The sequence below is a fragment of the Photorhabdus australis DSM 17609 genome, assembly GCF_000711895.1.
Taxonomy (GTDB): Bacteria; Pseudomonadota; Gammaproteobacteria; order Enterobacterales; family Enterobacteriaceae; genus Photorhabdus; species Photorhabdus australis.
In genome coordinates this window covers 1-21,700 of the sequence record NZ_JONO01000069.1, presented here as the reverse complement: position 1 = coordinate 21,700, position 21,700 = coordinate 1, and the positions used below count along the sequence as shown (strand labels likewise).

The following is a 21,700-nucleotide window of genomic DNA, read 5'->3' as shown; positions in this document are numbered from 1 at the left end:
TAAGAAAGTCTTATCCTGACTATCATCAAAAAATTCATCTTATTGTGGATGGGGCGGGTTACAACAAAGCGCATCTGGTGAAGGACTGGGCTTATATCAGCAATATTGAGTTACATTACCTTCCTCCCTACAGTCCCAATTTAAACCCGATAGAGCGATTATGGAAGGTCATGAATGAACAGGTTCGAAATAACCGTTATTTCGCTAATAAACAGGAATTTCGAGACAAAGTGTTCAAATTTTTCACTACAACGCTACCTGATATAGCGGACTCGCTGACATCGAGAATTAATGACCATTTTCAGGTGCTAAAAACTGCATCTTGAAGTTTCTTGGGTATATATCAGTTGTTGTATTTTTTTGCCTTGCGTATTTTAATTGTGGAAACTTTTTATAACTAAATACATTGGAGAGTTACCTGAATCTTATATAGAATTTGGTAACCTATATCGAAGCAGGCATCTCTCCATTTAAATAAAGTTGCAACTGATATATTTAAATTTATTTAACAGAAAATTCTATACTTATACTTCGATTTCTTACCCAAAATGCCGGATTGTTATAACAAATCTGGCCTCCGCAGATAGCATTTTCAACTATATCAGGACATCCTTTAATCAATGTATACCATTCTGGGCTCGCTACACCTGAATTTGCATGACCACGACCATGTCGAAATGTTAGCGTACAGCTTACTAAGTCTGTATTGGCAACATTAATATAACTAACATTCCAATCTACAGTTTTAATTTCATTTGTACATCCATCTATGAAGTTATTATTATCCTGCAAATTTCCCAGATAGGTTTGACCAGCCTCTAAACGTATGTTTCTGTTTCCACTATCATACATGCAATTAGATGATTGCGTAACAAGAGTAACACTCTTTTTCGCTGACGAGTTTTTAATTTCTAGTGCATATATAGCTGATAGATTAGCAATTTTATCCTCTGAAACTTCTGATGTTGCTTCCCTTCCGGTCACGTTTTCTTTTGTTTCAGCAGCTAAAGATAATTGTGTTGACGAAGATAAAATCACAATAGCTGTACCAATTAAAGTTTTCAAAATTGTCATATTAATAAGCTCCTGCGATGAAATTATTCGGAACTTCATTAGGTGATTTTTTAGGGGCAACATTCACCTGTCAGATAGTTTCCATAAGATATTAATTGCCCATTCCATTAGAACTATTTTATTTCCTGTTAAGTTAGTGTTGTTGAATGTTATTGATATCGTAATTATAAGTATAATTCATCTTTTTATATGTTGAGCTATTTTTGTAAAAAGTTAACTCTCTGATATGTATTGGAATGTAACCTGGTGAAATGTTAGTGAATATATGTTTTATAAATATGGTTTGTTTTGTAAATAATAACAAATTGGTTTTTTTAATTTTAAAATAATTCTATCAATTGAGTAAGAATATCATCTGTATGTTTGTTGTTTTAATATTGTTAGAGGTGCGTTTATTACATTAAGCCTGAACGAAACTGAGAAGCTTTAATAGATTTTATATTTATCAGAGAAAATAAAAAAAGGCCAGCACGTGCTGGCCAATTTTAAAGATTTATTAATTCTTAAAGTCCTCAAAGGATATTGGTCCTGCGTTACCAGCTTGATCTAAGCCATATACACAAAAGCGCACCGGGGCATCTTTCTTCATAAGAGAAATCGGTATTCTTCTATAAATGGAGTAACCTGTGTGATCATCGCATTTTGTAGATTGCACTGGCCCCGATTTTATACGTAAATCAACAATTTCCCATGGACTAAAAATAGGGTTAACAACCCATCTATCATCTGCTTCAAAAATTAATCTTATCTCTGGTTTTGTTGATGGAGGAGTATTGTCAATTTCACGTAATTTTATTGATGCGTTAGACATATCCTGCCAGCTTTTATTTGCAGAATGTTGTCCAATTACACATATCGCGTAAATCCCTTCTTCGGAAGGAACAGTGAGTTTATCCAGTGGTTGTGTAGTGACTGAAATAGGGTTGCTGTATCCTTGAGGATTTGAACAATCAACATTACTCGCAAGTCCTCCCTTATAGCGAATCTTATCAAATCCCTTTTCCTCAAGACGTAAATTCCAGGTGGCAGGTTTGTTGTTAACTGTGCTTTTAGTAATCTGTGGGCCGCTGGCGTTAATAGTGATCCCTTTTCCATCATCAAGTTTACTTAAATCCAGTTTTCCATCAGAGGTAAATGCGCGTGCAATTTTGTCAACAGGAATGTAGTAACTAGCACCTGTGCGTGAGAAACCGCGATCTTTGATCAGTTCACAAGGCCGACCAAGACCGCAACCCGTGTAATTTCGTTCGACGGTGGTATTTAATACACCAATTATCGCAGATTGATCTTTTAATATGACCGGTGAACCAGAAGTTCCTCCCGCGACACCAGCGCAATTAACAGAAACCGCTGGAGTCCAGGTCCATACATGTTCATACAAGAGTGGTGTTTTTCCAAGAATGTGGCAAGCTGAATAGCGTAAGTAACGTTTATCACCATCTACGCCATTGACCGGAATATGAGCAAGTTCAATTGGCTGATTTATTGATGGTTCATGATTTTTTTGTAAAGTGACTGGGTGTATTCCGCGATTTGCTAACTCACCATAAGTTGCTTTGAGTCTGAAGACTGCAAGGTCACCACCTTTCATTGTTGCGTATAAAACCCTGTCGATTTTAACGGGTTGGTGTTTATGAATTAAATCAATAAAGTAGTTTGGTGTGTATGTCCAACCTGGACTTGCAGGCTGATCAATAACTACGTCGTTAGAGCCTAAAGAATCGTCAAGACAATGGCCCGCGGAAAGAATAAGCGCTTGTTGATTGGGGTTAGGGTTTTCCGAACCAGCAATCAGTGTAGCGGTACAATGGGAATTAATATTTAATTTTCCTACATGCTTAAATCGATCAGCACCAGGATCGGTGGATTTTAAAAGTGGTGCTTCGTTGCTGGTATTGTCTTGCAAATCAGCAATATGTTCGTTTTTGCCTTCGAGGAAGGTTTGTGCAAAACAATTTGTTGACACAATCCCTGTAATAAGCGTGGCTAAAAGAATTTTTTTCATATTTTTACCTCATGTTATTTACATTTTTAATATTTCTATGTAAAGGAAACAGACGCTCAATGAAGTGAAGATTATCGCTAAGCTTTTTTGGGAGTTTGAATAAATCCTCTATTTTGGGTATTTGATGTTTACTAATTTATGAGTTAATAAACATTTTTTTAGCGTATAAGATCATTACATTAGGTATCTGTTCTCCTTTCCTAATAATAAATAACATAAAAATCAGTTTAACTGTTTTATATACTGCAATAGAGCTGTAACGATCAATATACCTGTTATCTTTCAAGTTGCCTCTTTTTTGGCAGCACTCACTCCAGTCACATCGTTATCTATGCTCCCGAGGATTCGCTCCCTTGCCGTCGCGATGCATCTTGAAATCTATTGGGTATATAAGGGTTTTTCTGATATTACAAATAATGGGTTGATAAATAGAATTTAAACTCCGGAGGTGTGTGCATTTATTAATCGTCACTTAATTTTCCATCCGGAGCATTTATTAAGGAATAATAAAAGTGTTAGTGGAATAATTCTAGTTCTGCTACGGTTAGTTTTAGTTCAGTTTGCAGGGTTTTTAAATAGTCAGTCGCAATGGCGGCTAAAAACAGAGCTATATTTTGTTGTACCAGAAATTCTCGGTAAGCCAGGGTGCTTTCACCTAATAATAGATTGATCCCCAAGGTGGGGCGGGCATAGCTCCTTGTCCTTCGAACAAAATGGAGTAGTCATAGTGCAGGAGTTTGGTTGGTAAGACCGCGATTTTCCTCGTCAGGCTTTTTATTTTATTACTATCTGGCCATGGAAATAATTTATCGATATCTGCGAACAATGGAATTAGTGGGCTGATTTGTTCCGACTGGGGTGAGTAATAAAAACAAGCGCCAAGCATGCGAGGAATAGTGGTATCTAATAATATTGGTAGTTCTCATTGTGATTTGATTATACAGTGATGTAAAAAGCAATTTTACGATAAACAGCATCATAATCTTATACGATATGGATAGATAGTTGATTATGATCAACGATTAATCTGTTACTGTGTTGTTACCATCTTTGTTAGCAAATTGGCGATGATTTTTACTATAAAATACATAAATTTATCGCCGAAAATAATAATGCTCATCATTTTTTCGATGTGAAAAATATATATTTAATTTGTATTTTAATTAAACGAATTTAATAAGGTTATTGTGGTGAAAGTGAATATATATCATTAGTAATCTAATAATTTCAAAACTAAATAGACCCAATAGATTTCAAGATGGATCGCGACGGCAAGGGAGCGAATCCCCGGGAGCATAGATAACGATGTGACTGGAGTGAGTGCTGCCAACAAAGAGGCAACTTGAAAGATACAGGTATAGACCGCGTTAAAAATAAAGAGGCAACTTGAAAGATACAGGTATAGACCGCGTTAAAAATAAATCGCCATCAGGTTAATGCTGTACCTCAACGGTACAGTTGGGAAGGAGGTGAGAATCCTCCGCAGCCCCCGCTGCTGTGATGTTGACGACTCTGCTGATGCCACTGGTCGGAATGACTGGGAAGGAAGTGGAGAAGGATGATGCTAAGCCAGAAGACCGACCTGACAGGTATGAGACGTTAACTCCTTCGGTGGGAAGCGAGTTGTCATTCGAGTGGTGTGTGCAGTATTGGCACGTCTATTGGCGCTCATTTTCCGATCGATATATCGGGAATTTTTTATGCAATGGTCAGGCAAGAAAGCATTTGTTATCGCGGGTACTGGCAGTGGTTGTGGTAAAACCACCGTTACCCTTGGCATTTTGCGGGCGTTGATGCTGCGAGGGCTGGCTGTCCAGCCGTTTAAAATAGGGCCAGATTATCTGGATAGTGGCTGGCATAGCACTGTGTGCGGTGTAGCATCCCGTAATCTTGATGCATTTATGCTGCCAACAGCGACGCTCAACGGTCTTTATAATCAGCATATGCGTCATGCAGATGTCGCGGTTATTGAAGGTGTGATGGGGTTGTATGATGGTTACGGTATTGATCCGGATTATTGCAGCAGTGCTGCGATGGCCAGGCAATTAGGGTGCCCGGTGATTTTGCTGGTAGACGGCAAGGCAGTATCCACTTCTGTCGCCGCGACTGTTTTGGGGTTCTGTCGTTTCGATCCTTCTCTAACGATTGTGGGTGTCATTGTTAATCGCGTCAATTCTGAAAGTCATTTCGAACTCATCCGTCATGCCATTGAACATTATTGTGGTGTTCCGGTGCTGGGGCGTTTGCCTGTGATGAAGGATGTATCGTTACCATCCCGTCATCTTGGCCTGATTCCGGCTCAGGAGCAGGTTGCTAATGATGTTCGCTGGCAGCGACTGGCTCAACAGGTTGAGAGGCATATCAATCTTGATCGTCTGCTGGCGCTTTGTGATTGTCCGACTTTACCAAAGGGTGAAGTACCTCCATTACCTGATCCTGCGTTGGCTGATGGTCTGACGTTAGCGTTAGCGGATGATGAAGCTTTTAACTTTTATTACCCAGATAATTTGGAAATGCTGGAGCAGGCAGGTGTACAGATTCATCGTTTTAGTCCGCTGCATGATAGCCGTCTGCCAGATTGCCAGATGATTTATCTTGGTGGGGGCTACCCTGAAATATATGCCGCTAAACTGGCCGCCAATAGCACCATGCGGGCAGCTTTACAGGATGCCCATCACCGGCAGGTTCCAATTTATGCTGAATGTGGTGGTTTGATGTACCTTGGCGAGTCATTGACTGATGGAGAGGGCAGACGTCACCAAATGACGGGCATTCTGTCGGGAGATAGTCGAATGGGGACGCGACTAATGCGCTTTGGTTACTGTCAGGCTCAAGCCTGTTGTGACACTTTACTGGCCAAAAAAGGCGAGATTTTGCGAGGGCATGAATTCCACTATTCAGATTTTATCAGTTCAGTACCTTCGGTTTTTGACTGCACTAAGTGGCGTGACGACATGGTGATACAGCAATGGGCCGGGGGATATCAGGTACAGCAAACTCTGGCCAGTTATCTTCATATCCATTTTGCTCAGCGTCCCGGTCTGCTGGATCGCTGGTTGGCACTTGCCAGGAGGCTGTTATGACACTTGCCGCTTGGTTTGCAGCTTTCCTGCTCGATAGTTGGTTAGGTGATCCACCGCATTGGCCTCATCCAGTACGGTGGATTGGCAAGCTGATCTCACTGGTACAACGGGCTATCCGGCACTGTTGTCACAGTGAACGTGCACTGAAAGTCGGTGGCGCAGGGTTGTGGATAGTGGTTGTCGGGCTGACTGGGCTGGTGAGTTGGGGAGGCTTGTGGCTGATGAACTACATTCACCCTTGGGTGGGTTGGCTGGCCGAAGTGTGGATGATTTATACCCTGTTAGCGGGCCGTTGTCTGAGTGACGCGGCGCTGGCGGTACATGACGTATTACAACATGGCTCGCTGGATGAAAGTCGCCAGCAATTATCGTGGATTGTTGGGCGGGACACTTCTCAATTGGATGTACCACAAATTACGCGTGCGGTGGTGGAGACGGTGGCGGAAAACAGCGTTGATGGCGTTATTGCTCCACTGTTCTTCCTGATGATTGGCGGTGTTCCGTTGGCAATGGCTTACAAAGCGGTTAATACCCTTGATTCTATGGTGGGATACAAAACGCCGGAATACCGTGCGATTGGGTATGTTTCTGCTCGCATGGATGATCTGGCGAATTGGTTACCGGCGCGGTTGAGTTGGTTGTTATTGAGTGCGGCGGCTTGGTTTATTCGGCTTGATTTTCGCCAGGCACTGCGTATTGGCTGGCGCGATCGTTATCAGCATGCTAGCCCCAACTGTGCCTGGCCGGAAGCGACGGTTGCAGGAGCGTTAGGTATCCGCCTTGGTGGTCCGAATCATTATTTTGGTGAACGGGTAGATAAACCCTGGATTGGTGATGAACGCCGTAAAATCGCGCTGACGGATATCGCGCTCAGTATCCACTTGATGATGGTAGCTTCGCAACTGGCCTTACTGTTGTTTGCGTTGTTGCGCTTACTGTTGGTCGGAATGGCTTAGAAAAGGGCAATGATATGAATTACCTCCAGAAACCTCAGCAAATTGAACAAAATAGCTTCGCAATCATTGGCGACATTATTGCCCATGAACATCCTGATTATCATTTTGTTGATGAGATGCAGGAAGCGGTAATTAAGCGGGTGATTCACACTACCGCAGATTTTGATTGGCTGGATATTTTGTGGTTCTCGCCAGATGTGCTGACCCACATCACTGAAGCATTGCGTCGGGGATGCATTTTGTATACCGATACCACGATGGCTCAGTCTGGCATTAACAAAACGCTGTTACATCAGATGGGATGTGAGAGTCGTTGTTATATCAGTGATCCGCGCGTAGTGGCAATGGCGAAAGCTCAGGGTATCACTCGTTCTATGGCAGCGGTGGATGTCGCACTGGATGAAGAAGGCGACAAAATATTCGTGTTCGGTAATGCACCAACAGCGTTGTTCCGCTTGCTGGAAAGACAGGCTTCCCCCTTAGCGGTGATTGGGGTACCCGTTGGGTTTGTTGGCGCTGCGGAATCGAAAGCTGCGCTGATGAAAAGTGACTTGCCCTGTATCGCAGCTGCAGGCCGTAAAGGAGGTAGCAACATCGCAGCAGCAATTATCAATGCCATTTTATACCGATTGCGGGAGGCACCATGAGCGACACCATGCAATTGGATAGTATCTGGCATAACGGTAAACAGTATCGCAAAGGTTATACCACCGGTTCCTGTGCCACTGCCGCCGCTAAAGTTGCCGCATTGATGGTATTGCGCCAGCAAGTGATTGACCATGTTTCTATTGTTACACCTTCTGGTGTGACACTGCGTCTTAATGTCGAGCAACCCCTGATTGAGGGTCAGCAGGCTACCGCGGCTATTCGTAAAGATGGCGGTGACGATGTGGATGCGACCCATGGCATGCTGATTTTTGCTCGTGTCACTTTATGCGACCACGGGGAGATTCATCTGCGTGGTGGCGAAGGTGTTGGTACTGTCACTCGCAAAGGTGTTGGGCTGCCAATAGGTAGTGCTGCCATTAATCGTACACCGCGTCAGACCATTGAGGCCGCGGTTCGGGAGGCTATTGGTCCTATACGGGGTGCGGAAGTAGAAATTTTCGCACCGGAAGGTGAAGAACGAGCAAAGAAAACTTACAACGGGCGATTAGGGATACTGGGTGGTATTTCCATCATTGGTACCACCGGTATCGTCACCCCCATGTCGGAAGAAAGTTGGAAGCGTTCATTAGCACTAGAGTTGGAAATGAAACGCGCGGCGGGCGCTGAAAAGGTCATTTTGGTTCCGGGCAATCACGGTGAGCGTTTTGTGCGTGAACAACTGGGGCTTGATGGACAGCTAGTTGTCACCATGAGTAACTTCGTTGGTTACATGTTGCAGGAAGCGGTACGGCTTGGGTTCCGTCATATTATGCTGGTAGGACATCCCGGCAAGCTAGTGAAAGTGGCGGCAGGCATTTTTCATACTCATAGTCATATTGCTGATGGTCGCATGGAAACCTTAATTGCATATCTGGCGCTGATGGGCGCACCGCAGGCACTTCTGCTGGAGGTTAATCGTTGTGATACCACGGAAGCCGCTATGGAACTGATTGCAGAACAGGGTTTGCAAGCAGTTTATGACCGCATTTCTGAACGTATTTGCGAACGGATGAGTGAGATGTTGCGTTTTGCCGTTAACCCGCCGCGTTGTGATGCCATTATGTTTTCCTTTGATAATCAGATATTAGGTACTAGCCGCCCATTGAACGACATTTTGGAGGAGATGAGATGATCACCGTAGTCGGTATTGGTCCCGGTGATACTGCGTATCTGCTACCGCAGGCACAGCGTTATATCACTGAGGCGGAGGTATTGGTGGGTGGCAGGCGACATCTGGAGATATTTAGCGGCATAACCCATGAAACCCGCGTATTGGATGCGGATCTTGCCAGCTTGATTGTCTGGCTACAGAACAACAGCACTCGTCATATTGTGGTATTGGCGTCTGGTGATCCGTTGTTGTATGGCATCGGCAAACTATTGTCTGAATATTTTACCGCAGATGATCTGCGCATTATTCCGGGTATCAGTTCAATTCAGTATCTATGTGCCAAAGCCGCGTTGGATATGAACGATATCTATCTGACCAGCGGTCATGGGCGTACCCCAGATTTTGATTGGCTTCTGCAACACGACAAAGTAGGGATGGTGACTGATGGGCGCGTAGGCCCGTGGGCAATTGCGCAGGCCATTATTCAGCGTGGCCTGAGCCGTACATTAATTATTGGTGAGAACCTCTCTTTGTCCAATGAGCGTATTCACCGCCTGCGGCCTGACGCGGTGGCGACTGACTATGACATGAATGTGGTGGTGATCCTAAATGAGAGATGATGAATTTTTGCGCGGCCAAAAAGTGCCGATGACGAAAGAGCCAGTACGTGCATTAGCACTAGAGCGGCTGGAGTTGATTAATGCTAAGCAGTTGATTGATGTGGGTACTGGTACAGGCAGTGTAGCGTTGGAGGCGGCATTGCGATTCCCGGCGCTGACCGTCACGGCTATTGAGCGTAACCCAGCGGCACTGGCTTTGATTGGCGAGAATCGTCAGCGACTGGGTTGTCATAATGTGGAAATCATTGCTGGAGAAGCGCCGTTGGCATTGGAGGTTATGGCAGATGCAGTATTTATTGGTGGCAGTGGTGGACAATTGACGGCACTGATCGACTGGGCGCTGGATCATATGCATCCCGGTGGCCGTTTGGTACTGACTTTTATTTTGCTGAATAACCTAAATGATGCGCTGGCCCATTTGCGCATGTGTCAAGTCAGCGATTTGGAATGTATACAGCTACAGGCATCTACTCTGGCATCACTTGGCAACGGTCACTATTTCAAACCGAATAATCCGACATATCTGATTTCCTGTTACAAGGAGGAGAACCATGTCTGAGCATTTTGATCCCCGGAAAGTCTGGTTTGTGGGGGCTGGGCCGGGTGACAAGGAATTGATCACCCTGAAAGGCTACCGTTTGTTGCAACAAGCGCAGGTGGTGATTTATGCCGGTTCGCTGATTAATACCGAGTTGCTGGATTATTGTCCTCCAGAGGCTGAATGCCATGACAGCGCCGGTCTGACGCTGGAGCAGATTGTTGCCCTGATGGTTGAGGGCGTTCATGCGGGTAAATTGGTGGTTCGGCTGCAAACTGGCGATCTCTCGTTGTATGGCTCTATTCGTGAGCAAGGAGAAGCCTTAACCGATGCGGGTATTGGTTTTGTCTCGGTGCCGGGCGTGAGTGCTTTTCTTGGCGCGGCAGCGCAATTAGGGGTGGAATACACCGTACCCGAGGTGTCGCAAAGCCTGATCATTACCCGGATTGAGGGGCGAACACCGGTACCACCGCTCGAACAGTTGGAATCTTTCGCGGCTCATCAAACGTCAATGGCGATTTATCTTTCTGTACAGAAGATGGGACATGTGGTCGCGCGTCTTCAGGCTGGTGGTTACCCGGTCACAACGCCGGTTGCGGTGATATACAAAGCGACCTGGGCTGAAAGCCGTACTGTGCGCGGCACATTAGCAGATATCGCCGAAAAAGTACGCGAAGCGGGTATCCGTAAAACGGCGTTGATTCTGGTCGGGGCTTTCCTGGGAGAGGAATATCACAATTCCAGACTTTACGATGCGGGGTTTAGCCATGAATATCGCCGGGCATGAGTCAATAGCTGTGTTTTGTTTGACGCCGGGCGGGGTCAGACTGGTACGCCAGTTGAAAACGCATCTTCCTCTGACTTGTTTTACCAGCGAAAAGTTGCTGGAGCCGGGGTTTATTCCTTTCAATGGCAGTTTTGGCGATACCTTACGCGAGGCATTTAAAAGCTATTCGGCGCTGGTGGTCGTGGCGGCTCTTGGGATCACGGTACGTATGATTGCTCCGCTGATAAACGACAAAATGCATGATCCCGCCGTGGTGGTAATTGATGAACGGGGTCAGCATGTCATCAGCCTGTTATCCGGTCATGTGGGTGGGGCAAATGCATTGACTTACTCTCTGGCGGAACTACTGGGGGCTGATCCGGTAATTACGACTGCCACGGATGTTAACGGAATGGCGGCGCTGGACACCCTTGCCACTCAGTTAGATGCCGATATGCAGGATTTTCGCCATGTGGTGAAGATGGTAAACCAAATGCTGGTCAGTGGTCAGAAAGTAGGGTTGTGGTGGGATGAGCCACTACTTAGCGAACGTGAGCATTGTGATACCCGTGGTTTTGTCCCGGTAGCTTGTTTGGATATGTTGCCGGCATTGGATGCGTTGGTGTGTATCACATGGCGAGATTCGCTGCCGGCGCTGTCGCTGCCGGTTTATAAACTGGTGCCGAAACGTGTTGTCGCTGGCATCGGTTGTCGGCGGGATACTCCGTTGCAAACACTGGTTGAGCTATTGCGGCAGCAGATGGCGGAAAATCATTTTGATCTGATGGCCCTTCGCGCCATTGGTAGTGTTGTCATTAAAAAGGATGAACCCGCGCTGAATCAGCTTGCCCAGCGTTGGCGTGTACCGTTTGAGTTATTCAGTGTTAATGAGCTAAGTCGCCATGAACAGCGTTTTCCCGCTTCCGATTTTGTACGCCAGACGGTGGGAGTTGGCAGTGTTTCACAACCTGTCGCCTGGTTGATGAGCGAAGGAAAACTGGTTGGTCGGACCCTGCGTGAGCAGGGTGTCACTATCACTTTGGGGGTATCACAATCATGTTAACCGTAATCGGTATTGGACCAGGCAATGAATCCATGATGACACAGGAAGCCATTGCCGCGATCCGCGAAGCTGAAATTATTGTCGGCTATAAAACTTACACCCATTTGGTCAAACATCTGACTATGGATAAAGAAGTGATTAAGACTGGCATGTGTAAGGAGATTGAACGCTGCCAGACAGCGATTGATCTGGCTTTGTCCGGTCGCAACGTGGCCTTAATCAGCAGCGGGGATGCAGGGATCTATGGTATGGCCGGTTTAGTGCTGGAGTTAGTTTGCCAGCAACAATGTGATCTTGAAGTTAAGTTAGTGGCTGGGATTACCGCCAGTATTGCCGCGGCGTCGTTGTTGGGCGCACCGTTAATGCATGATTTTTGTCATATCAGTTTAAGTGATCTGCTTACGCCATGGCCGATGATTGAAAAACGGATTATTGCTGCCGCGCAAGCTGATTTTGTTATTTGTTTCTATAACCCCCGCAGCCGTGGCCGTGAAGGGCATCTCGCTAAAGCATTTGAACTTATGCGTCCGTGGAAAGCGGCACAGACGCCAGTGGGGGTGGTGAAGGCAGCCGCACGTAAAAAACAGGATAAATGGATCACCACATTTGGCGAGATGGATTTTTCGCCAGTAGATATGACCAGTCTGGTCATCGTTGGCAATCAAACGACTTATTGCCGTGATGGACTGATGATCACACCACGAGGGTATGAATTATGAATTCTCCGGCAATCCATGTTTTCGGGGGTACCAGTGATGCCCGGATGCTCTGTCAGGCATTAGACGCGGCAGACGTGCATTACCGTCTTTCTGTTGCTACTGATGCCGGCAGACAACTGGCGGGAGATATTCGCGGCGAGGTGGTGGTGGGGCGAATGGATACGGAGGCGATGGGGCATTACTTCGAACAGCATAAAGTACGTTGGGTGATTGATGCCTCTCATCCTTATGCGGATGCACTGAGCCAGAACGTGATTACTGCCTGCCGCCGTTTGTCATTGCGGCTCACCCGTTATCAGCGCCCCAGTGAAATTGATTTATTGAATCACCCGTTGTTGTACAAAGTTGATAGTGTGGAGGCGGCTTGCGACGTGGCCCAGACATTAGGGCAACGAATCTTGCTAACCACCGGCAGCAAGCAACTGGCGCTATATCAGCGCTTACTACCGGAAAAAACCTTGTTGGTACGGGTATTACCGACCGCCGAGGTGTTAATTCAGTGTGAAATGTTAGGATTGGGAGTCGATCACATTATCGCGTTGCGTGGGCCATTTACGGCTGAATTCAATCATGCATTGTATGAACTTTGCCATCCTGATGTGGTAATCACCAAAGAATCCGGTGCAGAAGGGGGATATCAGCAGAAAGTGGCGCCTTGTCTGGCACTTAATATCCCCTGCATTGTGGTATGCCGTCCTGCTTCGTCTTTATCTTACGATGAAGGAGAGCGGGTTAGCTCATTGGATGAGTTTGTCCAACACCTGACCAATTGGCAGGAATAATGAGGGCAATAAAATGAAAAAAGCACTATTAATTATCAGTTTTGGAACGAGCTATCAGCAAACTCGGCAGAAGAATATTGAGGCTTGTGAACAACAACTGGCAGCGGCTTACCGTGATCGTGATCTGTATCGTGCATTCACCTCTGAAATGATCATTCGTAAATTGCAAAAGCGTGATGGTTTACAAGTAGATAACCCACGTCAGGCGCTGGCGCGTTTAGTCAATGAAGGTTATCAGGATGTCGCTATTCAGTCTCTGCATGTTATCAACGGCGACGAATATGAAAAAATCGTCAACGAAGTCCATACCTTTAGTGAATATTTTCAACGTTTGGTTGTTGGTACACCGTTACTTAACAGCTTCGCTGATTATCAACAACTGCTTATTGCCCTGAAAAGTCAGATGCCGCCGTTAGCTGCTGATGAACGCGTGGTGTTTATGGGTCATGGTGCTACTCATCATGCCTTTTCTGCCTATGCGTGTCTTGATCACCTGATGAGTTCACATAATTTCCCGGCATTAGTTGGTGCGGTGGAAAGCTACCCGGAAATCGATAATATCATCATCCGTTTACGGCGGCAGGCGGTGCGTAAAGTACATTTGATGCCATTAATGCTGGTGGCTGGTGATCATGCGATTAACGATATGGCATCAGACGAGCCGGATTCGTGGCGCTCTCAATTGGAAGCGGTTGGAATCAAAACGCAATCCTGGTTACAGGGATTAGGTGAAAATCCATTGATTCGTCAGATGTTCGTTCAACATCTGGCCGATGCGTTACAGGCAGATTAGCAGGAGGTGGTGTGATGAAAGGAAGACTTTATGCTATAGGTGTTGGCCCCGGCGCCAGTGATTTGATTACTGTACGGGCTGCCCGGATACTTCCTCGCCTTGATGTGCTTTATGCCCCTGCCGGGCGTAAAGGGGGGGATAGTCTGGCGCTCTCCATTGTGCGCGAATACCTGTTACCACACACGGAAATTCGCACCTGTCATTTCCCGATGAATAGTAATGACGAAGAGAAACAGACGGTATGGGATGAAATCGCTCAACAACTGCAAGATGAAGTAGCAAAAGGGCGGCAAGTGGGATTTATTACGCTGGGTGATGCGATGTTGTTCAGCACCTGGGTCTTTTTGCTGGCGCGGATTGGTCGACAAGAGTGGCTGGAAATTATCCCTGGTATCACCTCTTTTGCTGCAATTGCCGCGCGTACCGTATTACCACTGGCAATGGAACAGCAATCAATGGCGATCATGTCTTGTACTGCGCCGGAAATTGAGTTGGAGCAGGCACTGCAAGCCTATGATTGTGTGGTGCTAATGAAAGTTTATAACCGTTTTACCGCTGTGAGTTCATTATTGGCACGCCTGAATTTATTTGAACATGCCTTATTAATGGCGGATGCCACATTACCAAGTGAGCAATGCTGGCGCCGTTTGGATCAAGTAAACGCTGATCAGAAATTACCTTATTTCTCCACCATTTTAGTGAATAAACAGTGGCGTACTGAGGGAATATAAAGAGGTGGCATTATGGGTTTATCTTTAATGTTGCAGGGTACGGCATCTGATGTTGGGAAAAGTGTATTAGTTGCGGGACTGTGCCGTATTTTTGTTCAGGATGGTTATCGCTGCGCACCGTTTAAATCACAGAATATGGCACTGAATTCTGGTATCACTATAAACGGTGAAGAGATGGGAAGGGCGCAGATTTTTCAGGCAGAGGCGGCGGGTATCGAGCCTGATGTACGTATGAACCCGGTATTGCTTAAACCCACCAGCGAGCGCAAGGCTCAGGTTGTGCTAATGGGAAAAGTCGCTTGTAGCATGAATGCGGTGGAATATCACCAGTACAAGCCTCGTTTGCAGCAACAAATCCGTGACGTTTTTTATAGTCTGGCCCGTGAATATGACGTGATTGTGCTGGAAGGGGCTGGTAGTCCGGCGGAGATCAATTTGCGTGATCGAGACATTGTCAACATGGGAATGGCGGAAATGGTGGATGCGCCGGTGCTGTTGGTCGCGGATATTGATCGAGGAGGGGTATTCGCTGCCATCTACGGTACGCTGGCGTTGTTGCGCCCGGAAGAAAAAGCGCGGGTAAAAGGCGTCATCATCAACAAATTCCGTGGTGATATCACCCTGCTCCAGCCGGGTATTGAGCAGATTGAAGCCTTGACTAGAGTGCCTGTTCTGGGGGTGATGCCTTGGCTGGATATTGATCTGGAAGATGAAGACGGCGTAGCGTTGCAAACCGGTAAATATGATGGTGCAGCAGAAAAAGCACTGGATATTGCGGTAATTCGTTTGCCTCATATTGCTAATTTTACTGACTTTAATGCGCTGGCGGTGCAGCCAGATGTTCGTTTGCGCTATGTTACTCAACCATCCGCGTTGCAGCCATCGGATCTGATTATCCTGCCCGGTAGCAAAAACACGTTGGGAGATTTGCAATGGTTGCGGCAAAACGGATTAGCTGATGCTCTGTGGGTTGCCCATCAAGCAGGTGTGCCGGTTATCGGTATCTGCGGTGGTTATCAAATGCTGGGACAACGGATTATTGATGGAGTGGAATCGGGTATTGAACAGATGGAGGGGCTTGGATTGCTGGATATAGAAACCCGATTTGCCCATGAAAAAGTGACAACCAGAATAAACGGTCGTTGTTTGTCTGGGTTGTCGGGTTTGTTGTCAAATTGTATTGAGCAGCCTGTCCGGGGTTATGAAATTCATATGGGTAGCTCGTCACTGGGGGAAAATGCGACACCGTTTGCCTGTATTACTGAGCGTAACGGCCATTCTGGTAATTGGTTTGATGGTGCGGTGAATCGAGAGGGGAATGTGATGGGAAGTTATATTCATGGCCTGTTTGATAGCGCTAATTTTACCCGCGCTCTGCTTAATACTTTACGCCAACGTAAAGGACTGGCGGCTTACCAAGGTAACACATTGGATTATGCTCACTACAAACAAACTCAGTTTGACCGCCTGGCGGAAGCTATGCGTGAGCACTTGGATATAGAACGGATTTATCAGTGTATGAAAACCCATCAACAAGATTCGGCGCTGTGATCCTGATTACTGGCGGTGCTCGCAGTGGTAAAAGTTTGCTGGCGGAGAAACTGGCGGCACAAGCGAGTAAGCAAGTGTTTTATATTGCGACTTCCGTGGTGACAGACAGTGAAATGGCTGAGCGAATACGTTTGCACCGCAAAAACCGGCCTTCCCATTGGCGCACATGGGAAGGCTATCACGATCTTGGCGCAGTCATCATGACACAAACCCAGCCGGGGGAAGCTGTCATTCTTGAATGTATTACCACACTGATTACCAACTTATTATTTGATCTGGCAGGAGAAACACCACCGGAACACATGGATTTTGCGGTATTGGAGGTGGGAATTCAGCAGCAAATTAGTGATCTATTAGCGGCCTGTGCCTGCATGACGTCCCCGATATATCTGGTGACTAACGAATTGGGCATGGGCATTGTGCCGGAGAACCGTTTGGCCCGTCATTTCCGTGACATTGCGGGAAGAGTTAACCAGCAGCTGGCGGCGGCGGCCAGTGAGGTATTTCTGATGGTATCGGGGATTGAGGTAAAAATTAAATGAATCTGCGTCTGTTTCTCGCCACTTTGCAATTTATGACTCGTATCCCAGTCCCGTCGCGTTGGACGCAGGGATTGGAAATGGATCAATACGTGCGTGGTATTGTGAGTTTCCCATTAGTTGGATTAATTGTCGGTCTGCTTGCGGCAGCGGTTTTTGCCTTGCTGATTCCCTGGTGTGGTGTGCCATTGGCGGCATTAAGTTACGTATTAGCGCTGGCGTTATTAACGGGTGCGTTTCATCTTGATGGTTTAGCAGATACTTGTGATGGTGTGTTTTCTTCCCGTAAACGGGAAAGAATGCTAGAAATTATGCGTGACAGCCGTTTGGGAACTAACGGTGGGTTAGCGTTGATCTTCCTTATTTTGGCGAAAGTGCTGGTGGTGAGCGAATTAGCGCTGCGTGATGCGCCTGTGCTGATGGCTTTGACTGCGGCATCGGTGGCAGGTAGGAGCGCAATTGTACTGTTAATGTATCGCCAACGTTGTGCCCGTGCAGGAACTGGCTTGGGAAATCTTTATATTGGTCGGGTTAATGGTCATCAGACATTGTTGACGTTGTTAGGTGGGGCAATGTTGATTGCTCTATTGACGCAATGGTCTGGGGTGCTGGCATTGGCAATCACGCTGTTGGTTATTGGGTTGCTGGCGGTGTATCTGCACCGCCGTTTAGGCGGTCAGACCGGTGATACCCTTGGCGCGTCTGTGGAAGTCGGGGAGTTGGTGTTTTTACTGGCGTTACTACGAGTAACTTCCTAACAGAATGCCCAACTCCCTATTCTAGTGCCAGGCAGCCAGCAAAGCAGCAACTTGAAGGATGAAGAGTATATATGTTTCTGAATCAGCTGCTCTTAAACATATCTCAGGTTGAGTAACAACAATGCGACTATTTTTGGTTCGGCATGGTCAGACGACAGCGAATTTGAGCGGTGTTTTCTGTGGTATGACAGATGTGGCGTTGACTGAAACGGGGGTAAATCAGGCCCGGCAAGTTGCTCACTATTTATCGGCAGTGAAGTTTTCGCAAGCGACAAGCAGTGCGCTATGGCGGGCGCGTCATACTGCGGAGATTATTCTGGCAGATAGCTCACTATCAGCCAGCATTGATGTGCAACTTAATGAAATGGATTTTGGTGAGTGGGAAATGCGCCATCACCGCGATTTGCAGCATGAGGATGCTGAAGCTTGGACAGCCTGGTTAACAGACTGGCAACAGGCATCTCCTAGCGGCGGTGAAACCTTTTCGGCGTTTGCCGCACGTATAGAAAATGTAGTGCAACGACTGCTGACACAAGAAAGTCAGGCTAATCTGCTATTAGTTGCCCATCAGGGAGTACTGAGCCTGCTATTGGCACGTTTGTTAACGATGCCGCCTTCTGCCATGTGGCACTTTCATTTTGAACAGGGAACATACAGTGTAGTGGAAATCCACCATGGATTTACCACTCTGCGTACATTTAATAGCCAGTCAGATTGGCAACCTAATATGCGGGAATAACACCATGCAAACATTTTCATCGATCCTAAATGCCATACTGCCGTTGGACAATGTTGCTATGGCACGCACTGCTGCCCGATTGGATGGGCTGGTTAAACCAACGGGCAGTTTCGGACGTCTGGAACATCTGGCGATTCAGCTTGCTGGTATGCGGGGATTATCAGGTCATCATATTGATCGTAAGCAGATCATTGTGATGGTTGCGGATCATGGGGTATATGACGAAGGCGTGACGATATCTCCCAAGCCGGTAACCGCTATTCATGCGCAGAATATGATGAAAGGGATTACGGGTGTTTGCGTATTGGCGGCAAATGTGGGCGCTGATGTTAAAGTTGTGGATGTGGGCATTGACAGCGATCCTATTCCGGGACTGGTGAATATGAAGATGGGGCGTGGCAGTGGCAATATTGCCCATGGAGCGGCTATGAGCTGCCAGCAAGCCGAAGATTTGTTGTTGAAAAGCGCACACCTGACCCTGGAACAGGTTGCGACTGGTGTGAAGCTGTTTGGTGTGGGTGAATTGGGTATGGCAAATACCACGCCGGCGGCGGCTGTGGTCAGTGTTTTTACCGACAGCGATCCACAACAAATAGTCGGCATTGGAGCTAATTTCCCCAGAGATCGCTTGCATCACAAAGTGGCGGTTGTGCAACAGGCGATTGCTGTCAATCGACCTGATGCTAGCAACAGTATTGATGTATTGGCAAAGGTCGGTGGTTATGATTTGGTGGGGATGGCGGGCGTGATGCTTGGCGCGGCCTCTGCTGGACTGCCGGTGATTCTGGATGGTTTTCCTTCTTACGCGGCGGCGTTGGCCGCTTGTCGTATTGCTCCTGATGTGCGTCATTACCTGATTCCTTCACATTTATCGGCAGAGAAAGGATCAATCATTGCATTGCAACACTTGCAACTAGAGCCTTATTTGCATTTGGACATGCGTTTGGGAGAGGGGAGTGGCGCTGCGTTGGCTATGCATTTGGTGGATGCGGCTTGTGCTATGTATAACAATATGGGACTGCTCGCTGAAAGTAATATTGTGTTGCTGTTTTAATTGTCAGGATAATTTGATAACCCGTATTGATTGCTGACAATCATGAAATTCCTCCGCTCTATTGAATGAGATCTCATATACGATAAATTCATTTATCGTATTCCTTTTACTTCACTGATAAATTTCAATATTTAACTGCTTAAGGAAAGTGTTAAGTTAAATTTTACAGGTAAAATTACCTGATTATATATGCCAACAAATAACAGTAATAATAAGGAATAACTAAAATGTCATCAAAAATTATATATATAAACCCTAATCAATCTTTTGAAATTTTTAAGCACGGAAATGTAATATTTCCCAATCATTACCCTGAAGCGATTATAAAAAACAACAGTATATCACTTATTAGGGCAATAAATTACTGGGCTCCTCCAATCGGAGATTATAATCAATATAACTATATTGATATTTACCCCGGTGAAACTAAGACACTCCTTTCACCTATTAATGCTGTTTATTTTTATAAAATTATAGTGACTAATTTCAGCCTTACTCAAGGAGCAGAAATTGAAGTTACATCGCAGTTTTGGAATTGGTAGTTGACCTTTCATGGACCATATTTTAAGAATTTCACTATTTACCAAATCAAGCAGGAGGCAGGTTTTAACCTGCCATCCTTTATTTTAGTTGGTTTTTTGATTTACTTATTCTTGCATAATAATCTTAAGCGTTTTCAGTAAATATATTTCGTAATCTTTGATTGCCAATGGTTTCATTATACGTAGCTGTCTTTGGTTAAGAAATATCTCAATGTTGATTTAAGTGGAATATTTTAATGGGTTAAATTCTATTTATAACCAAAGAGGATTATCTGAATTTTCCTTCTCATGAGGTTTATCACGTTTTTCGCAAATGAAATCAATATCTAATTATATTTTTCATTAATGTAATATATATTTCTACTTTTGAATATTGACTCACTGATGGTTTTTTTATGGCGAATATAATTTATTTGGAAATTAAGGGTGATAAGCAAGGATTAATATCACAAGGGTGTTCAACGGTTGACTCTATTGGTAACACATGTCAGATTGGTCATGAAGATCATATCTTTGTTTATGAATTGACATCGAACATAACCAGAAGTCAGAATGTTAATCATCAGCCGGTTGAAATAAGAAAGCCAATCGATAAATCATCTCCTCTTTTGGGCGCAGCGATAACCAATAAAGAATCGCTACAATGTATTTTTTATTTTTACAGAACATCAAGTAAAGGCGGTTTAGAACTTTATTATAAGATAAAACTCACTGGCGCATATATATGTGGATTGAATGGTTTTTATCCAAATTCATCTACGCATAATGAGTGTCAGCCTCAGGAAAGTTTATCTTTAATGTATCAGTCAATCACGTGGGAACATGTTATGTCTGGCACAAGTGCATATAGCATATGGGAAGATAACGTTTATTGAGGTTTTTATGAAAGGGATATCTCATCTCTCTTATGATTTAAATAATTACGCTTCGTCGTTGAAGCGTAAAGCACATTTGGCTGCTACCTTTTTTATAGAGGATAGCCAATTAAGAATGTCATATTTAAAAGAAATTGATGATTTTGTTAATATAAAAACACGTGAATTTAAAAATACATTTGATGTAAATGAAAAAAAGAGATTGGTTTATGAAGTAAAAGATGAATATGAAGTAACGGAAAAAGAATATCAGATTTTAAGACGTAAGGATTATACCAAATATATTATAACCGATATATTCGAAGATCAGGGCGTGGTTAAATATGCAAAAATAGGAGCCGGGGTTGTTGCTGGTGGTGTTCAAATGTTTGCTGGTTTTTCAGTTTTTAGATCAGGTAAGTTAGTAAGATCTAGAAGGGTTCAGTCAATGGGAATTGTTTTGTTTGCTCATGGAGGTAATAACTTTTATGAATCTATGAGTCCGATTCTTTATGAACATCAAGATATAGGTTGGGTTAGGGAGGGCTACCAATATATTTCTCATGCTTTAGGCTATGGTGATAATGTGGGCGATATCGCTTATAGTTCAGTTGATTTAGTGGCGAGTGCATATGGAACATATGGGATGTTTAAGCTTAAACCGGGAGCGGGGAAATTGTTTATACCCGTAATCATTGAAGATGCTTGATTTTATCCGAAATGGAGATCATTATCCTCGCTATGAAAATATTTATTACATCAGAACAAAAAATC

24 protein-coding genes and 1 riboswitch are annotated in these 21,700 nt (G+C 45.1%); of the genes, 21 read left to right on the top strand and 3 right to left on the bottom strand.

Translation table 11 applies throughout. The annotated features are described in order from the left end of the window. Positions 1–326, top strand: a 326-nt coding sequence (locus tag BO26_RS16460; RefSeq protein ID WP_036773340.1) for an IS630 family transposase, incomplete at its 5' end; no start/stop codon positions are given. 175 nt (positions 327–501) lie between these two features. Here BO26_RS16460 and BO26_RS16455 read toward each other — a convergent pair. The 3 genes from BO26_RS16455 to BO26_RS24935 form a co-directional block, all read right to left on the bottom strand. Beyond that, positions 502–1,074 (bottom strand): hypothetical protein, encoded by a 573-nt coding sequence (locus BO26_RS16455; RefSeq protein WP_036773337.1) that lies wholly within the window; start codon positions 1,072–1,074, stop codon positions 502–504. 496 nt (positions 1,075–1,570) lie between these two features. Next, positions 1,571–3,079: a trypsin-like serine peptidase gene (locus tag BO26_RS16450; RefSeq protein WP_036773336.1), complete on the bottom strand. Its 1,509-nt coding sequence runs from the start codon at positions 3,077–3,079 to the stop codon at positions 1,571–1,573. Between the two features lie 515 nt (positions 3,080–3,594). Continuing rightward, entirely contained in the window at positions 3,595–3,756 is a 162-nt protein-coding gene (locus BO26_RS24935; RefSeq protein WP_477707043.1) for a hypothetical protein, read from the bottom strand. A 736-nt stretch (positions 3,757–4,492) separates the two neighbouring features. After that, a riboswitch (cobalamin riboswitch) is annotated at positions 4,493–4,679 on the top strand. A gap of 100 nt (positions 4,680–4,779) precedes the next feature. Here BO26_RS24935 and BO26_RS16445 point away from each other — a divergent pair. From BO26_RS16445 to BO26_RS16350, 20 genes are all read left to right on the top strand, one after another. Continuing rightward, complete coding sequence (locus tag BO26_RS16445; protein WP_036773334.1) at positions 4,780–6,162, top strand: cobyrinic acid a,c-diamide synthase CobB; 1,383 nt, start codon at positions 4,780–4,782, stop codon at positions 6,160–6,162. Further along, positions 6,159–7,118 (top strand): adenosylcobinamide-phosphate synthase CbiB, encoded by a 960-nt coding sequence (gene cbiB / locus BO26_RS16440; RefSeq protein WP_036773332.1) that lies wholly within the window; start codon positions 6,159–6,161, stop codon positions 7,116–7,118. Before BO26_RS16445 ends, cbiB begins: the two co-directional genes overlap by 4 nt. 14 nt (positions 7,119–7,132) lie before the next feature. Then, the gene (locus tag BO26_RS16435; protein WP_036773330.1) at positions 7,133–7,765 is read left to right on the top strand and encodes a cobalt-precorrin-8 methylmutase; all 633 of its coding nucleotides are present in this window, start codon (positions 7,133–7,135) and stop codon (positions 7,763–7,765) included. After that, positions 7,762–8,898 carry a cobalt-precorrin-5B (C(1))-methyltransferase CbiD gene (cbiD, locus tag BO26_RS16430; RefSeq protein WP_036773329.1) on the top strand — a complete coding sequence of 379 codons (1,137 nt, stop codon included), beginning with the start codon at positions 7,762–7,764 and terminating at the stop codon, positions 8,896–8,898. The genes BO26_RS16435 and cbiD overlap by 4 nt, the downstream gene beginning before the upstream one ends. Beyond that, positions 8,895–9,497 (top strand): cobalt-precorrin-7 (C(5))-methyltransferase, encoded by a 603-nt coding sequence (locus tag BO26_RS16425; RefSeq protein ID WP_036773327.1) that lies wholly within the window; start codon positions 8,895–8,897, stop codon positions 9,495–9,497. Before cbiD ends, BO26_RS16425 begins: the two co-directional genes overlap by 4 nt. Further along, positions 9,487–10,056, top strand: coding sequence for a decarboxylating cobalt-precorrin-6B (C(15))-methyltransferase (locus BO26_RS16420; protein WP_036773325.1), 570 nt, complete (start codon positions 9,487–9,489; stop codon positions 10,054–10,056). Before BO26_RS16425 ends, BO26_RS16420 begins: the two co-directional genes overlap by 11 nt. Beyond that, on the top strand, positions 10,049–10,822 hold the full coding sequence (locus BO26_RS16415) for a cobalt-precorrin-4 methyltransferase (RefSeq protein ID WP_036773324.1): 774 nt from the start codon (positions 10,049–10,051) through the stop codon (positions 10,820–10,822). Before BO26_RS16420 ends, BO26_RS16415 begins: the two co-directional genes overlap by 8 nt. Then, entirely contained in the window at positions 10,803–11,864 is a 1,062-nt protein-coding gene (gene cbiG / locus BO26_RS16410) for a cobalt-precorrin 5A hydrolase (protein ID WP_036773322.1), read from the top strand. Before BO26_RS16415 ends, cbiG begins: the two co-directional genes overlap by 20 nt. After that, complete coding sequence (locus tag BO26_RS16405; RefSeq protein WP_036773321.1) at positions 11,858–12,583, top strand: precorrin-3B C(17)-methyltransferase; 726 nt, start codon at positions 11,858–11,860, stop codon at positions 12,581–12,583. The genes cbiG and BO26_RS16405 overlap by 7 nt, the downstream gene beginning before the upstream one ends. Further along, positions 12,580–13,365, top strand: coding sequence for a cobalt-precorrin-6A reductase (locus BO26_RS16400; RefSeq protein ID WP_036773319.1), 786 nt, complete (start codon positions 12,580–12,582; stop codon positions 13,363–13,365). Before BO26_RS16405 ends, BO26_RS16400 begins: the two co-directional genes overlap by 4 nt. A gap of 13 nt (positions 13,366–13,378) precedes the next feature. Further along, a complete protein-coding gene (gene cbiK / locus BO26_RS16395; protein WP_036773318.1) occupies positions 13,379–14,158 on the top strand; it encodes a sirohydrochlorin cobaltochelatase in 780 nt (259 codons plus the stop codon). A 14-nt stretch (positions 14,159–14,172) separates the two neighbouring features. After that, positions 14,173–14,889: a cobalt-factor II C(20)-methyltransferase gene (locus BO26_RS16390; protein WP_036773316.1), complete on the top strand. Its 717-nt coding sequence runs from the start codon at positions 14,173–14,175 to the stop codon at positions 14,887–14,889. A gap of 12 nt (positions 14,890–14,901) precedes the next feature. Next, positions 14,902–16,440, top strand: coding sequence for a cobyric acid synthase (locus BO26_RS16385; RefSeq protein ID WP_036773314.1), 1,539 nt, complete (start codon positions 14,902–14,904; stop codon positions 16,438–16,440). Then, positions 16,437–16,982 carry a bifunctional adenosylcobinamide kinase/adenosylcobinamide-phosphate guanylyltransferase gene (gene cobU / locus BO26_RS16380; RefSeq protein ID WP_036773345.1) on the top strand — a complete coding sequence of 182 codons (546 nt, stop codon included), beginning with the start codon at positions 16,437–16,439 and terminating at the stop codon, positions 16,980–16,982. Before BO26_RS16385 ends, cobU begins: the two co-directional genes overlap by 4 nt. Further along, positions 16,979–17,737: an adenosylcobinamide-GDP ribazoletransferase gene (cobS, locus tag BO26_RS16375; protein ID WP_036773311.1), complete on the top strand. Its 759-nt coding sequence runs from the start codon at positions 16,979–16,981 to the stop codon at positions 17,735–17,737. Before cobU ends, cobS begins: the two co-directional genes overlap by 4 nt. 121 nt (positions 17,738–17,858) lie before the next feature. Further along, complete coding sequence (locus BO26_RS16370; protein ID WP_036773309.1) at positions 17,859–18,476, top strand: adenosylcobalamin/alpha-ribazole phosphatase; 618 nt, start codon at positions 17,859–17,861, stop codon at positions 18,474–18,476. Positions 18,477–18,480: 4 nt separating this feature from the next. Beyond that, positions 18,481–19,530, top strand: coding sequence for a nicotinate-nucleotide--dimethylbenzimidazole phosphoribosyltransferase (cobT, locus tag BO26_RS16365; protein ID WP_036773307.1), 1,050 nt, complete (start codon positions 18,481–18,483; stop codon positions 19,528–19,530). A gap of 227 nt (positions 19,531–19,757) precedes the next feature. Beyond that, positions 19,758–20,072, top strand: a complete 315-nt coding sequence (locus tag BO26_RS16360) for a hypothetical protein (protein WP_036773305.1) — start codon at positions 19,758–19,760, stop codon at positions 20,070–20,072. A 395-nt stretch (positions 20,073–20,467) separates the two neighbouring features. Then, entirely contained in the window at positions 20,468–20,947 is a 480-nt protein-coding gene (locus BO26_RS16355; protein ID WP_036773303.1) for an Hcp family type VI secretion system effector, read from the top strand. A gap of 7 nt (positions 20,948–20,954) precedes the next feature. Further along, the gene (locus BO26_RS16350; RefSeq protein WP_036773343.1) at positions 20,955–21,635 is read left to right on the top strand and encodes a DUF4225 domain-containing protein; all 681 of its coding nucleotides are present in this window, start codon (positions 20,955–20,957) and stop codon (positions 21,633–21,635) included. Positions 21,636–21,700: the final 65 nt, after the last annotated feature.

Bases quoted from the DNA above. Each gene is read 5' to 3' on its own strand.
- BO26_RS16360 (WP_036773305.1), top strand. From the start codon at position 19,758: ATGTCATCAAAAATTATATATATAAACCCTAATCAATCTTTTGAAATT.
- BO26_RS16415 (WP_036773324.1), top strand. From the start codon at position 10,049: ATGTCTGAGCATTTTGATCCCCGGAAAGTCTGGTTTGTGGGGGCTGGG.
- cbiB (WP_036773332.1), top strand. From the start codon at position 6,159: ATGACACTTGCCGCTTGGTTTGCAGCTTTCCTGCTCGATAGTTGGTTA.
- BO26_RS16385 (WP_036773314.1), top strand. From the start codon at position 14,902: ATGGGTTTATCTTTAATGTTGCAGGGTACGGCATCTGATGTTGGGAAA.
- BO26_RS16405 (WP_036773321.1), top strand. From the start codon at position 11,858: ATGTTAACCGTAATCGGTATTGGACCAGGCAATGAATCCATGATGACA.
- cobS (WP_036773311.1), top strand. From the start codon at position 16,979: ATGAATCTGCGTCTGTTTCTCGCCACTTTGCAATTTATGACTCGTATC.
- BO26_RS16435 (WP_036773330.1), top strand. From the start codon at position 7,133: ATGAATTACCTCCAGAAACCTCAGCAAATTGAACAAAATAGCTTCGCA.
- BO26_RS16350 (WP_036773343.1), top strand. From the start codon at position 20,955: ATGAAAGGGATATCTCATCTCTCTTATGATTTAAATAATTACGCTTCG.
- BO26_RS16445 (WP_036773334.1), top strand. From the start codon at position 4,780: ATGCAATGGTCAGGCAAGAAAGCATTTGTTATCGCGGGTACTGGCAGT.
- cobT (WP_036773307.1), top strand. From the start codon at position 18,481: ATGCAAACATTTTCATCGATCCTAAATGCCATACTGCCGTTGGACAAT.
- BO26_RS16390 (WP_036773316.1), top strand. From the start codon at position 14,173: ATGAAAGGAAGACTTTATGCTATAGGTGTTGGCCCCGGCGCCAGTGAT.
- cbiG (WP_036773322.1), top strand. From the start codon at position 10,803: ATGAATATCGCCGGGCATGAGTCAATAGCTGTGTTTTGTTTGACGCCG.
- BO26_RS16455 (WP_036773337.1), bottom strand. From the start codon at position 1,074: ATGACAATTTTGAAAACTTTAATTGGTACAGCTATTGTGATTTTATCT.
- BO26_RS16420 (WP_036773325.1), top strand. From the start codon at position 9,487: ATGAGAGATGATGAATTTTTGCGCGGCCAAAAAGTGCCGATGACGAAA.
- BO26_RS16355 (WP_036773303.1), top strand. From the start codon at position 20,468: ATGGCGAATATAATTTATTTGGAAATTAAGGGTGATAAGCAAGGATTA.
- BO26_RS16400 (WP_036773319.1), top strand. From the start codon at position 12,580: ATGAATTCTCCGGCAATCCATGTTTTCGGGGGTACCAGTGATGCCCGG.
- cbiK (WP_036773318.1), top strand. From the start codon at position 13,379: ATGAAAAAAGCACTATTAATTATCAGTTTTGGAACGAGCTATCAGCAA.
- BO26_RS16450 (WP_036773336.1), bottom strand. From the start codon at position 3,079: ATGAAAAAAATTCTTTTAGCCACGCTTATTACAGGGATTGTGTCAACA.
- BO26_RS16370 (WP_036773309.1), top strand. From the start codon at position 17,859: ATGCGACTATTTTTGGTTCGGCATGGTCAGACGACAGCGAATTTGAGC.
- cbiD (WP_036773329.1), top strand. From the start codon at position 7,762: ATGAGCGACACCATGCAATTGGATAGTATCTGGCATAACGGTAAACAG.
- BO26_RS16425 (WP_036773327.1), top strand. From the start codon at position 8,895: ATGATCACCGTAGTCGGTATTGGTCCCGGTGATACTGCGTATCTGCTA.